Annotated in this window: 18 protein-coding genes; all 18 read left to right on the top strand. The window is 37.9% G+C overall.

Annotated elements, in window-relative coordinates; all coding sequences use genetic code 11:
• Window positions 1-8: 8 nt before the first annotated feature.
• The 18 genes from ACQKIH_RS08795 to ACQKIH_RS08710 all read left to right on the top strand — a co-directional run bounded on the left by ACQKIH_RS08795 (window position 9) and on the right by ACQKIH_RS08710 (window position 12,728).
• Window positions 9-2,213 (top strand): tape measure protein, encoded by a 2,205-nt coding sequence (locus tag ACQKIH_RS08795; protein ID WP_427765142.1) that lies wholly within the window; start codon window positions 9-11, stop codon window positions 2,211-2,213.
• A complete protein-coding gene (locus tag ACQKIH_RS08790) occupies window positions 2,206-2,889 on the top strand; it encodes a LysM peptidoglycan-binding domain-containing protein (protein ID WP_427765140.1) in 684 nt (227 codons plus the stop codon). Before ACQKIH_RS08795 ends, ACQKIH_RS08790 begins: the two co-directional genes overlap by 8 nt.
• Complete coding sequence (locus tag ACQKIH_RS08785; RefSeq protein ID WP_427765137.1) at window positions 2,882-3,844, top strand: XkdQ/YqbQ family protein; 963 nt, start codon at window positions 2,882-2,884, stop codon at window positions 3,842-3,844. The genes ACQKIH_RS08790 and ACQKIH_RS08785 overlap by 8 nt, the downstream gene beginning before the upstream one ends.
• Before the next feature lies 1 nt (window position 3,845).
• Entirely contained in the window at window positions 3,846-4,157 is a 312-nt protein-coding gene (locus ACQKIH_RS08780) for a DUF2577 domain-containing protein (RefSeq protein WP_427765380.1), read from the top strand.
• On the top strand, window positions 4,157-4,561 hold the full coding sequence (locus ACQKIH_RS08775) for a DUF2634 domain-containing protein (RefSeq protein ID WP_427765134.1): 405 nt from the start codon (window positions 4,157-4,159) through the stop codon (window positions 4,559-4,561). The genes ACQKIH_RS08780 and ACQKIH_RS08775 overlap by 1 nt, the downstream gene beginning before the upstream one ends.
• Entirely contained in the window at window positions 4,561-5,622 is a 1,062-nt protein-coding gene (locus tag ACQKIH_RS08770; protein WP_427765132.1) for a baseplate J/gp47 family protein, read from the top strand. The genes ACQKIH_RS08775 and ACQKIH_RS08770 overlap by 1 nt, the downstream gene beginning before the upstream one ends.
• The gene (locus ACQKIH_RS08765) at window positions 5,615-6,280 is read left to right on the top strand and encodes a putative phage tail protein (RefSeq protein ID WP_427765130.1); all 666 of its coding nucleotides are present in this window, start codon (window positions 5,615-5,617) and stop codon (window positions 6,278-6,280) included. The genes ACQKIH_RS08770 and ACQKIH_RS08765 overlap by 8 nt, the downstream gene beginning before the upstream one ends.
• Window positions 6,277-6,585, top strand: a complete 309-nt coding sequence (locus tag ACQKIH_RS08760) for a hypothetical protein (protein ID WP_427765128.1) — start codon at window positions 6,277-6,279, stop codon at window positions 6,583-6,585. Before ACQKIH_RS08765 ends, ACQKIH_RS08760 begins: the two co-directional genes overlap by 4 nt.
• Window positions 6,578-7,177: a hypothetical protein gene (locus ACQKIH_RS08755; RefSeq protein ID WP_427765126.1), complete on the top strand. Its 600-nt coding sequence runs from the start codon at window positions 6,578-6,580 to the stop codon at window positions 7,175-7,177. Before ACQKIH_RS08760 ends, ACQKIH_RS08755 begins: the two co-directional genes overlap by 8 nt.
• Window positions 7,178-7,487: 310 nt before the next feature.
• Entirely contained in the window at window positions 7,488-8,840 is a 1,353-nt protein-coding gene (locus ACQKIH_RS08750) for an Ig-like domain-containing protein (protein WP_427765124.1), read from the top strand.
• The gene (locus ACQKIH_RS08745; RefSeq protein ID WP_427765122.1) at window positions 8,840-9,061 is read left to right on the top strand and encodes an XkdW family protein; all 222 of its coding nucleotides are present in this window, start codon (window positions 8,840-8,842) and stop codon (window positions 9,059-9,061) included. Before ACQKIH_RS08750 ends, ACQKIH_RS08745 begins: the two co-directional genes overlap by 1 nt.
• Window positions 9,061-9,198, top strand: coding sequence for an XkdX family protein (locus tag ACQKIH_RS08740; RefSeq protein WP_427765120.1), 138 nt, complete (start codon window positions 9,061-9,063; stop codon window positions 9,196-9,198). Before ACQKIH_RS08745 ends, ACQKIH_RS08740 begins: the two co-directional genes overlap by 1 nt.
• A 92-nt stretch (window positions 9,199-9,290) precedes the next feature.
• Complete coding sequence (locus ACQKIH_RS08735) at window positions 9,291-9,695, top strand: hypothetical protein (protein WP_427765118.1); 405 nt, start codon at window positions 9,291-9,293, stop codon at window positions 9,693-9,695.
• 2 nt (window positions 9,696-9,697) lie between these two features.
• Window positions 9,698-9,967 carry a holin gene (locus tag ACQKIH_RS08730; protein ID WP_427765116.1) on the top strand — a complete coding sequence of 90 codons (270 nt, stop codon included), beginning with the start codon at window positions 9,698-9,700 and terminating at the stop codon, window positions 9,965-9,967.
• Window positions 9,964-10,644, top strand: coding sequence for a M15 family metallopeptidase (locus ACQKIH_RS08725; protein ID WP_427765114.1), 681 nt, complete (start codon window positions 9,964-9,966; stop codon window positions 10,642-10,644). The genes ACQKIH_RS08730 and ACQKIH_RS08725 overlap by 4 nt, the downstream gene beginning before the upstream one ends.
• Before the next feature lie 285 nt (window positions 10,645-10,929).
• On the top strand, window positions 10,930-11,892 hold the full coding sequence (locus tag ACQKIH_RS08720) for a hypothetical protein (RefSeq protein WP_427765112.1): 963 nt from the start codon (window positions 10,930-10,932) through the stop codon (window positions 11,890-11,892).
• 24 nt (window positions 11,893-11,916) lie between these two features.
• Window positions 11,917-12,300, top strand: coding sequence for a hypothetical protein (locus ACQKIH_RS08715; RefSeq protein WP_427765110.1), 384 nt, complete (start codon window positions 11,917-11,919; stop codon window positions 12,298-12,300).
• Entirely contained in the window at window positions 12,285-12,728 is a 444-nt protein-coding gene (locus tag ACQKIH_RS08710) for a hypothetical protein (protein ID WP_427765108.1), read from the top strand. The genes ACQKIH_RS08715 and ACQKIH_RS08710 overlap by 16 nt, the downstream gene beginning before the upstream one ends.
• Window positions 12,729-12,785: the final 57 nt, after the last annotated feature.

The following is a 12,785-nucleotide window of genomic DNA, read 5'->3' as shown; positions in this document are numbered from 1 at the left end:
GGAAACGAATGGCAACTATCCGTACGGCAATACAAATTCAAGATGGTCTTTCTAGTGCATTCCGGTCTATGAATGTAGCAATGCAAGCTACGATTAATAACTTCGAGCATTTGCAACAAGCATCAGGTAATGCGGTCGATACAGCTAGCATGGATTTAGCTAGACGTGAACTTACTAGAATGGAATCCGCATTCGGGGATATTGAAACTCAAATCCGTGAAGCAGACCAACAGCAAGATAGGTTTAACCAATCCATAAGAGATGGAACCACCGCCGCAAGCGGAATGCTCGGCAAAATAATGGGGATAGCCGCTGCTTATTTAAGTTTTCAGACCGGCAGTGATATTTTAGGTCTGTCTGATAGAATGACAAGTATGGTAGCTAGACTCAATATGATGAATGACGGCTTACAAACAACAGCGGAGTTGCAAGAAATGATTTTCGAATCGGCTGAACGGTCGCGTGCATCATACTTAGATACTGCTGATGTTGTTGCTCAATTAGGGTTACGTGCAAGTGACGCTTTCTCGAATAACAGAGAAACAATTCAATTTGCCGAGAACCTTAACAAATTATTCACGATAGCCGGTGCGACCACTGAAGAAATGGCATCCGCGAGTTTACAATTAACGCAAGCGCTCGGTTCTGGAGTATTACGCGGTGAAGAACTAAACGCTGTGTTTGAGGCAGCTCCAAACGTTATCCAAACGATAGCGGATTACTTAGAAGTTCCAATCGGTCAAATTAAGGATATGGCTTCTAATGGCGAAATTACGGCTGGTATTGTAAAAGCAGCCATGCTAGGTGCAACCGAATCTATCACAGAGCAATTTGAAACGATGCCAAAAACATGGGCGCAACTATGGACCTCATTTAAAAATGATGCTGTCAAAGCCTTTGATGATGTATTTAAGAAATTAGAGCAAATGGCTAATAGTGATGGGTTAAGTGAATTCATAGATAATGCGGCACGATCGTTGGACACTTTCGCTAGGGTAGCTATAGCAACTTTGGACATTTTCAGTTCTACAGCTGGTTTCATATTTGATAGTTGGTCTCTCATAGGCCCTCTAATTGGCGGTGTTACCATCGTGCTTTTAGGTTATGCAACTGCGTTAGGAGCAGTGAAGTTGGCAGAAATGGCGGCGGCGGCTTGGAAGTTTATTAATACAACCGCGACGATGTTGTATGCTACTGCAACCAGTGTTGGAACTGGCGCTACGTGGTCTATGGTTACTGCTATGTGGGGATTGAATGCGGCAATGGCAGCGAACCCTATTTTCATAATAATTATGGCGGTATTTGTATTGATTGCAGTTTTATATGCAGCAGTAGCCGCAATAAATTATTTCGCAGGAACTTCAATTAGCGCAACAGGAATTGTTGCCGGTGCGTTTATGGTTCTGGGAACATACATTTATAATCAAGTTGCATTTTGGTGGAATATATTCGCATCCATAGCTGAATTTTTCGTTAATGTTTGGCAACATCCGATGTTTTCTGTTAAAAAGCTATTTGGCGATTTAACTAACAATGTCTTGGACCAAGCGATCGCTATGACTAGCGGTTGGGATGCATTTGCCACAGCTTTTGTAAATGCAATTATTAAAGCGGTAAACCTAGCAATTGGCGCATGGAATAAGTTTATCGAGGTACTGCCTGATGGGGTAGCGGGCACATTAGGGCTCGGAAAAGGAACCGAATATTCATATCGCGAATCGATTACTAGTGATTTATCCGGCATTAAAAGCGGCATAAATGATTGGGTAGGAGAGACACCAGCCAATTACTGGGAAGCACCTAAGATGAATTTAAAATCTCTAGGTGGCGCTTGGGATGCGGGTTATAACTGGGGTGATAATTTATTCAGTAACAAACCAGTGCAAGGACCACCAAAACCTGCAGCATCTCAAGATTGGGATGATATTTTAGGTGGCTTAGGGGATGATTCTCCAGCGGCTAAAGATACTGCCAAGAATACTGCAAAAATGGCGAAGAAAATGGATGGTACTGTAAACGAACTTAAATACCTCCGCGACCTTGCTGAACGAGATGCCATCAACCGCTACACAACAGCAGAAATAAAAGTTGATATGAAAAATGAGAACCACATCAATTCCGAAATGGATATCGATGGGGTTATTGATCGTTTCGGTGAAAAGGTAGAAGAAGTAGCGGAAATCTTAGCGGAAGGAGGCGAGGTAGATGTATAATTTTTTCCTTGATGGTGTGCAGCTACCAATAGCGCCACCTTCAATGTCCATGAAGATTAACAACAAAAATGAAACCCTCATCCTCATGAACGAGGGTGAGGTTAATATCCTGAAAAAAGCAGGACTGACGGATATTGAATTTGAAGTGGAGTTTCCAAACGTTAAATATCCTTTTGCAGTTTATCCGGATGGCTTTCAACCAGCTTCACATTACCTTGAAAAATTAGAAAAATTAAAAACAGCACAAGAGCCGTTTCAGTTCATTGTTAATCGAATGAAACCGGATGGCTCTTTGTTATTTGATACAAATATGACGGTATCGCTAGAGGACTATACGATTGATGAGAATGCGGAAAATGGCTTTGATATCAAAGTAACTATCCCTTTAAAGCAATTTCGTCCATACGGTACCAAAAAGTTAAACATCAAAAATGAGCCTAGCAAAGCGGCTACAGGTAGTTCAGATACAACCAAACAAAAGGCTACCGTTGAGAAATCACGCCCAACAACAGGCAAGGAAACACCGAAAACGCATACTGTTAAATCGGGCGATACGTTATGGGCTATTGCTAAAAAGTATCTTGGTGATGGCTCTAAATCTACCCAACTTGCTAAGCTGAATAACCTATCTAATCCAAATCTAATTAAAGCAGGGCAGGTGATTAAACTTGGGTAAATATCAGTTACTTATTTTATCTCAGGGCAATATTTTTGAATGTGCTGTACAAGAGCCTATTGTTTGGGAGGTGCATCGAAAAGGTATTCCAGGTAAACTCACTTTCAATGTCCTGAAAGATGAGATTATAAGTTTTCACGAAGGTGATGCAGTGCGCTTTGATTATGATGGGCATAAGATATTTTTCGGCTTTGTGTTTACTAAAAAGCGCTCGGACAATCGGATTATCGGTGTCACTGCTTATGATCAGCTACGTTACTTTAAAAATAAAGATACGTACACATACAAAGGGAAAACGGCTGCGCAGGTACTCAAAATGCTGATTACCGATTTCAAATTACAAGCCGGAGCCATTGATGATACAAAACATGTAATTTCTCCACGTGTCGAGGATATTCAAGAGCTATTTACGATTATGGATAATGCGCTATCTATAACAACTAAGCACACAGGTAAGTTATATGTCCTATACGATGAATACGGTAAGCTCTTTTTACGTGAAGTAAAAGACATGAAGTTGAACATATTAATTGATGAAGAAAGCGGCGAAACGTTTGAATACACTACGTCCATTGATGAAAAGACATACAATAAAATTAAAATCTATCGCGAGGATAAGAAAAAAGGTAAACGTGAAATTTACATTGCTCAAGATAGTAAAAATATTAATCAATGGGGCATGTTGCAGCTAACAGAATCGCTCCAAGAAGGCGAGAATGGAAAAGTTAAGGCAGATGCATTACTTGCTCTTTATAATCAAAAAACACGTAAGCTACACATTAATAAAGTATTAGGCGATATTCGAGTACGAGGTGGCTCAACGTTAGGTGTGCAATTGTACCTTGGCGATTTATCTGTAGCTAAATTCATGATGGTTGAAACGGTAAAACATACATTTAAAGAGAGTGACCATCGAATGGATCTAAAATTGATTGGTGGTGAGTTCATTGCGTGATATGACTGATATTATGATAGCAATACGGAAGGTTGTATTGGGTGCTGTTAATGCACAAAAGTTAACTAATATCGTATATGGCACAGTTATAAGCACTAGCCCCTTGAAGATATATGTGGATCAAAAGTTAAGCTTAGAAGCAGAACATTTAAAATTAACACGTGCAGTCATGGACCATGAAGTTGATATGACGGTGGATAATGTTCGTAGAAAGTATTTAATCCATAATGGCCTTGGTGACGGTGACAAAGTAACGATGATCCGTGTACATGGCGGCCAACAATATTTAATTATTGATAAAGAGGTGGTTTGATGATTCCACAAAATGATGTTGAAGATTTAACAGTAGATTTTGAGGAAGTTGTTCAGCCTTCTCGCACATATAAATTAGACTTAGAACGTAAGCGAATTGTTGGTTATGCAGATGGACGCGAAGCTGTTGAACAAGCTATCTACAAAGCATTAAGCACAGAACGTTATGACTATCTAATATATACGTGGAATTACGGCGCCGAAATAGCCAAGTTGTTTGGGCAACCGATTCCCTATGTATATAGCGAATTGAAAAGATTAATCACAGAAGCATTAACACACGATGACCGAATCGATAGTGTTGATGCTTTTAATTTTAGTCATGTAAAGCATAGAGTGCATGTGCAATTCACAGCTCATACGATTGTCGGTCCTATAGATATCGAAAAGGAGGTGGACATCTAATGTTTGAACATATCAGTCAGGAGCGATTGTTAAGCGATGCCTTGGATATGGTAAAAAACGATGTAGACAAACGGGAAGGTTCGATTATTTGGGATGCCTTATCACCGCATACAATTCAACTGTACGAGCTCTATTTGTCAATGGAAGGCATGCTAAAAGAAATGTTCGGTGATACGGCCTCCCGTGAATTTTTAATACGCCTATGTAGGGATAGAGGAATTTATCCTCATGCAGCTGAAAAGGCAATTTTAAAGGGAGAATTTAATATTGATGTGCCTATTGGAAGTCGGTTTTCTTTAGATACATTGAATTACACCGTTATTGAAAGAGTCAGTAATGGTGTTTTTAAATTGGAATGTGAAACGCTAGGTGTAATCGGTAATAATTATTTCGGTCAATTGATTCCGATTGAGTATGTAGACGGATTGGCTTCAGCTACTTTGATGGAGCTACTAATTCCTGGGGAAGATGAAGAAGAAACCGAAAGCCTACGCAAACGCTATTTAGATAGCTTTGAAGCGTTGGCTTATGGGGGTAACCGGAAAGATTATTTAGAAAAAGTACATGAATTACAAGGTGTCGGTGGAGTAAAAGCTTACCGTATTCGCGAAGGAATTTTCAACGTAAAACTGGTGATATTAGATTCCACATACAATATTCCTTCTCCATCATTAATAGAGACGATTCAAACGGCAATTGATCCAGTGACAAATCAAGGTGAAGGTTTGGGGATCGCGCCAATTGGTCATACCGTACTTGTAGCTGGTGTCGAAAAGGAAAAAGTCGATATTAATTTCCCATCAATTGTTTTTGAAGATGGATTTGAATGGGAAGATGTCGTGCTAGATGTACAGCAAATGGTTGATAATCACATACTTGAACTGAAAAAAGGTTGGGAAGATGCAACTCAAATCGTAATTCGCATTGTACAACTAGAGTCTAAAATGTTGGAAATCAACGGAATTATCGATGTGCAAAACACAACAATCAATGGTGAAGCAAATAATCTTATTTTAGGACCAAACTCCATTCCAAATAGGGGTGAGATAACTAATGTATGAGCCATTAACAAATGTTGTTGACCTATCGAAATATTATCCTTCAACCATTAGTGATTTTGAAGAATTTATTGAGGTAGCTAATGTCGAGAATACCAATTTTAATCGAGTGAAAGTACAATTATTACAACTTTTTTCTATGCGTTTTGTCCATGCAACGGATGAAATAGGTATTGCTCGTTGGGAAAAAATGTTGAAGTTAAAACGACGCCCAACCGACACACTTGAAACCCGTCAAATAAAAGTTGTTGCGAAAATTAATAATAAACTTCCGTACACGTGGCGCTCATTACAACAATTATTGAGTTCTATATTTGGGGAAAATAACTTTCAAATCAACTTAGATCCACAAGATTATATTTTGGAATTGTTAATACCAAGTGAACAGAACTATTACCGTGAGTTATCGGATATTTTAGAGCCGATGATTCCATTAAATATTTATATGATCATTGCAGAAGGTATTTTAAAAGAAATGATTCAAGTAGTAGGTGGTTCTTATGCATGGGCATTACCAACTAAAATCTGCGGCCGCTTTAAAACAGCTGAAACTCACGGCGCACTCGGTAAAGATATATTAAATGTAGCAGAAGCATCCTATGATTTTAGTATCAATACCCGCATTTGTGGTCGATTTAGAGCAGGAGGTGCAAGCAATTGAATGAAATACAGCCATTGATGATTGATTTAGTGGAACAATTTTTGAGCGACATGGTAACCGGTGCAAAGGTGACAATTGATGGTATTGTACATGACAAAGAAATCTATCATACTAGCACCAAATATGGATTACGAAAATATGTAAAGTTGTCTATGGAGCAAGGTCTAGTAACGCGTGCTGCTTTGGTCGATAGCCACGGTCGGGAATTATATGTAAAAACCATGCAATATCAAAAGGGGGCGCAGGGGTATGTAATCGCATTCCCGCTGCAACTCGAAGCAAAGGAAGTGAAAGTAAATGCGTAAGTTAATGAATGGCGAAATTCCATTAAATTTCAAGAAGAATCCTTATGAACGAACTCAATGGGCCGATGATGTAACAGATCCAGTGACTGGAGAAGTCATTGATGATGGTACACCTTTTATGTCTGAGTTGGCTAATAATTTTGAGTGGGGTATTTGGAACGCCTATAAATTTCTAAATGAAATGTATCGTCAAATGGAGCGTATGCGTGTACAAATGGAGCTAGATGGTCGCGTCCCTGGTAACAGCGGTACGTTCGCTGATACTTTAGACGGTAACACCAACAAAATCATATTAGACACAACACTGACGGATATCATTCAGCCAGTAACAGCGGGTACAACCTTATTGCCGGTAGCAAATGTAACAGGCTTTACCGCATTTACCCAAGTCACAATTTATGATGACGTATCAAGCGAGGACATAATGATCACAGCAATCGGTGCAGATACAATCACAGTCCAAGCCCTTGCAAATAGCTACAAAAAAGGCGCAAAAGTGGCACGTAGTAATGTGGCGATTGATACGGTTAATGCAGAGATGGGCGTTGGGGATTGGCAGACTTATAATGTGGAATTAGTGGAGGTGGTTTAGGATGGTTAAGTATTATTATGATAAGTTTAATAGCGTAAATAACGTAACTCACCGCGTCGAGACGGTTTACAGTTCGCATGTATCGGTAAAATTTAACGATCCTACAATTATCAATTTTACCAGTGGGATACTTGATGCCGTGGGCAACTTTAAAATTATAGGGTCTTTTGTAGCGTCGGAAGCGTATCAAAAAAAGGACGAGTATGTTTACGCCATAGATCAATTTTCCGGATATTCCGTACCGTCTAATAGTATGATATATTCCGGCGGAAATTATGGTTTTAGTAGTAATTTTTATAACAAAAGGGTTTTGACGAACAATTACAGTAGAGGTTCAATAATTCAAGCGGACATTCAAGTGGAGGACGGCACATATCCAAATGACGGTCGTCACGGTGACGGTTTTTGGTACGTTCGAAAAGGCGTTGTAAATACAGCACCAACAATTAAAACACCTATCCCAACGCAATCAACAAAGAAAAACGAAAGCATTACAATAAATTTATCAAACTATTTTTCGGACCCAGACGGAAATCCATTAACGTTTTCGGCATTATCAAATAATATGAGTCTTGCAACGGCGACAGTATCTGGAAATACTTTAACACTTGCAGGTAAGGAAATCGGGTCGGTTTGGGTTACGGTATCAGCGTCGGACGGATCATTGAGTACATCCCAAGGATTTACTTTAAACGTGGTAAATAGCATACCAACAGTTATTGTGACGTCACCGACAGCTAATATGACATTATATGAAAATGATGTGTTTAATCTAGCTGGAAATGCATCCGATATAAACGCTAATCAATCCGTTACAATCTACGCCCAAGTTAATTTGGAGCAAAGGATTGTATTAGGAGTTGGTTTAAGCAACGCGCCTATACCATTTACTAAGCAGCTAAAGTTTGTTGGTGGAAAGCTATACGACGGTGACACGCCTATCACTGGTAGTCTAACAGACGGCGTACCTCACACATTAAAAATCTGGGCACAGGACGGCGATGGTGGTCAATCAGCAATCACTGAGCGTACATTTTACGTTGTGCCAAACCGTCCACCAGTATTAACAGTTGATACAGTGCAGCCAAACGGCATTATCAACACGGATAAATTTACAATCAGTGGCGCAGCAGATGATCCAGACGGCAACCCCGTTACAGCTGCCTATCGCAGTAATGGTGGAAATAGCGTAGCGCTTGGAATTACTGACGGAAAATGGGCATTTGATATCGCCCTAGCTCAATTACAAGTCGGACAAAATACAATCGTTGTCGAGCTTACTGACAGCTATAATTTCAAAGTTTCTAAAACAATTAAACTAAATAAAAATGAAATCAAAACGCCTATTTTAGATTCCGTCGCTCGTTATAAAATCGAGCCACCTAAAGGATCTGCGAAAGGTGTTTTGTTGTTCATAGAACGCGATGTTGACCTTGATTTAAAAGTGGAACTTAGTATGACATTAATTGGTGAGCAAGAGAATTACGTGACACTTACACAAGAAAATACTGCACCTATACCGAATCAAACAGGCATCGTAGAAGACACGTATTATCACGAAGCTAATGAGCAAAAAAACAATATCATTTTAAAGCTCTCCACATCACGACCGGACGTAAACATTAATAACAAAATCCATCTAATATCGGGGGTAGTTGACTGATGGCAATAGAATACAAAGTACGAGACCAAAACGGTGATTTAGGTGAACCAATAAAAGCAGGAAGTGATCCAACTACTGAAGAACAGATCTCAGCACTTGGCATGCAACTCACGCAAGAAAAGCTGGCAAATATGCAAAAGGACGCAATTATTAACGGATTAGGTGAACAGTTAGCGCAAGTGAAACTTGAAATCATGGCTATGAAGGGAGGTGGAGTGTAATGGTATTTTGGAAAATGGCATTCAATCTTAAATGGGTGACGGCTGAACAATTACGCTTAGCTGTTATCACTGAAAGTAACAAATTCGGTGAAGTTACAGGAGAGGAATATAAAGAGATTACAAAGCAAGATTTCTAAGGCGCTGACAATCGCCTATCGTTATTTTTATACTAAAAACTGGTGCTGCGAGCGCAATCGAGACGGGCAATTGTACACAAAACAGGATTTTAATGCGTCTCACAGGGCATCAATTCAATAAAAAGGTCGGTGGAATTATGGTATTGGAGGCAACAGTTTTAGGTGGAGCAAAAATAGCTGAGGGAATGGCAAAAAGTAGTGAGCCATGGGTATATTTAGCGGGAGTATTATTAGTCGCTTTAATCTTTATCGGTGGCTACACATTAAAGTGGCTTGTTAAATTAGATGATACACATCGGAGCGAATCAGCAAAACGTGAAGAAAAATTAAGCGATCAACTAGATAAATCGATTGCTGCATCAAGTAGTATTGTAGACACACAAAAAGAAATGATTAATGCAATAACAGGTGTACAAAACAATTTGCATGAGTTAAAAACTGAAACAAATAATCGATTAGAAATGCTCGAAAAAACAGTGAATAAGGAGAGTGCATAAGCATGGATTTAACAGGATTAATTTTAGTAGCAATTACATTGGTAGCAATCGTCACGGCGGTAGTAGAGGTAATCAAAAAAACATTTACAATTAAAGCTCGTTACTTGCCGATTACATCCATTGTAGTCGGTATTTTTATTGCGTTAATTGTTTGGCCATTAAGTGATTACGATTTTTATTACATGTTAGTAGTTGGTTTGATTGCTGGTCTTGCAGCTAGCGGCACATTTGATGCGTTAAAAGCCGTAAATAAAAAGGATGAAGGAAAATGAATGTAACAACAACATGCCGTGATTTAGCTGAATTAACACAAGCAGCACAATTAGCATGCCGCCTTTTATTCCAGGAGTGCTACAAAGCGGGGATCGTGGACGTTTTTCTCACGGAAACATACCGTAGTCCAGAACGCCAAAAGTATTTATATGCTCTGGGGCGTACAAGACCTGGGCAAATTGTTACTTGGACACTTAATAGTAATCATAGCGGCCGTTTAGCGTGGGATATTGCTGTTGGTCCTCCAAAGTCTTTATACGATTTAGATACATTAAATAAAGTTGGTGCGATTGCGGCTAAGCTAGGCATTACTTGGGGCGGTCACGCATCGTGGGTTAATGCAGGGAAAACGGATCGCCCACATTTTGAAGTAAAAGCAAATTGGGCACCGCCGAAAGGTTACAAATTAGAAGGACAGGTTATTGTACCTTCCAATAGTAAGTTTAAGGTACAGCTTATTGTAAAGTATGAACCACAACAAATCGAAGAGGATGATGAAACGATGAAATTTACATCAGCTACTACAAAAAATGCAGTGAGAGATGAATTACAACAAGCGGTAGATAAAGAGCTTATCGATGGATCCTGGTTGGAGAAATTTGATGAAGGAACAATGACTAATGGCGATTACGCAGGTTTAAAACGGATTATCTCTCAACGTTCTGTAACTAAATAATACGATTCCAAAGCCCGAAATTACTGTAATAGTAGTGGCGGGCTTTTTTACGTTTACATTAAAAACTAAAATTTTAATATAATCATGTTTTTGATTATATAGTATTTGGTTATTTTTGAAAAATAAGAAAATAGTGGTATAATATTAACAAATAAAAAAAGGATACAATTACCCAAATGTATCCTAAGGTGTTGCTATAGATAAAAACCTTAGTAGTATTATATCAAAATCTAGTTGATATGTCGATTCTATAGCCACCTGCAAAATTGTGAAAGGCAGGATATTATGGCAAAATACGAAAACATTCCAAAGAAGTATTTGAACCAGTTCGCAAAATTAAATAAGGTTGTTTACAGAGGTAAGTTTCAAGAGGAAATTGAGGAAATGTTAATTGAAAATGGAAAAGAAGCAGAACTTGTTTATCTGAATGAACAATTTAAATTCCCTGCCAATTATATATCAATTTGCAAGGCTGAATCGAATTTTCCGGATAAGTCTAAAACACCAGAAAAGTTTATAGACACATTGATTACGGAAGGTGTAATTCTAAGTTCTCAAGTTAATGCTGAGTGGCAACCAACATATACACCTGAAGTTAAAATTTGTGCTATAAAACATGAAGGTAATTCAATTTACATTAAATTGGTGGAAGAAAGATTTAATTCAAGAAGAAACGGTTACGGCACAATACCCTCCTCTTATGCACATTTAACTTCTTTAGTTATACACTTTGGAGAAGAAGAATTGATCGAATTGAGATGTTCAGCAAGAGAAGCAAAAAAATATTCAGAGTATGTAATGAAATTAATGGGATTTGCAACACCATATAAATGGTTTTTGGTTCCAAAGCTAACAAAACAAGCGGCGAGGCAATTATGTTCTTTACTTTCAGCAGGAATAGCATCCACTCATATTGCGTTACCATCTACAGTAGGTAGCTTGAAATTTAATGGGAAAAAGGGTATAAATTTAGATATAGATAATACATTTAAATCCATTACGACAGCTATTGAGGGATTAGGACTTCCTACTAATGATACTATGGATGAAAATTGTTTTTATTCATATACTGACCCTAAAACAAATATAGTAATAGAAGTAACATTTGAAGTGAATATTAAAGCTAGTTATTTTAAATTTACATCTGCTGTGCCAGAAATAGTAGTAGATCATGTTCTCGATACATTAGTCATTGTTAATAATGACGATACATTATCAATTGAAGAGCCATTAATTCAGGTTCAATAATATAAAATCAAAGGGGGGGTTAGGGTGCGTTTATCGTATTATAAAGTGAATGATATTTTAAGTCGATGGGCGTCCAATACTCCCTCTATAACTGATTTTACTGTTGAAAATGTTTTGCATTCAATGGGGTTAGATGACAGCTATTATGATGATGTATATAGATATCTAATGAGCAAAAATGGATTTGAGTTACTAGCAAAAAAGATATTACTTTGTCCAAACAATCATAAATGTGATGAATTCCTACTGGATGAACCTATAGATGAAGAACATTTCGATTGTTATAGCTGTGAAGAAACTGATTTTGAACCAGAGAATTTTCTTCTTGCATTTTCGTTTAAGGATGAATTTATAGAGGATGCGTTAAAAAAAAAGAAGAAATCAATCCGAGAATGCTTAATGGTATAGAACGGACTAAGACAACAAAAGAATTAATAGAACTGGGACTATTAGAAGATGAAGGGAGATTTGTATTCGTTATGGTTAATGATAAAAGAACATATACAGTGAATAATCCGCAAGGATCTGCATTTAGTTTTGGTGAAAACTCTACAAATACAGTAACTAATAATAACAATGGTGTATCGGAAGAATTATTACTGAATTTATTCAAGGAAATTGATTCTTCGGAATTAAAAAATGACGAGCGAGAAGAACTAAAAGAATTGATTGAAGCTGCTCAAGCTGCAAGTGAAGCCGAGATACCTAAACAATCCGTTATCAGAAGTATGTTAGATGGTGCAAAAAATATTATGGATACTGTTTCGAATTCACCACGTCTTATCGAGGCATATACTCAATGGATTAATTTTTTACAAAATACACCAACTGTATAGGTGAAATGCAATATAAATAATGATTTTTTTACTCATTAATTTAATATAAAAATTCAA

The sequence above is a fragment of the Solibacillus cecembensis genome, from assembly GCF_050272495.1.
Taxonomy (GTDB): Bacteria; Bacillota; Bacilli; order Bacillales_A; family Planococcaceae; genus Solibacillus; species Solibacillus cecembensis.
This window is presented reverse-complemented; position numbering and strand designations above follow the sequence as displayed.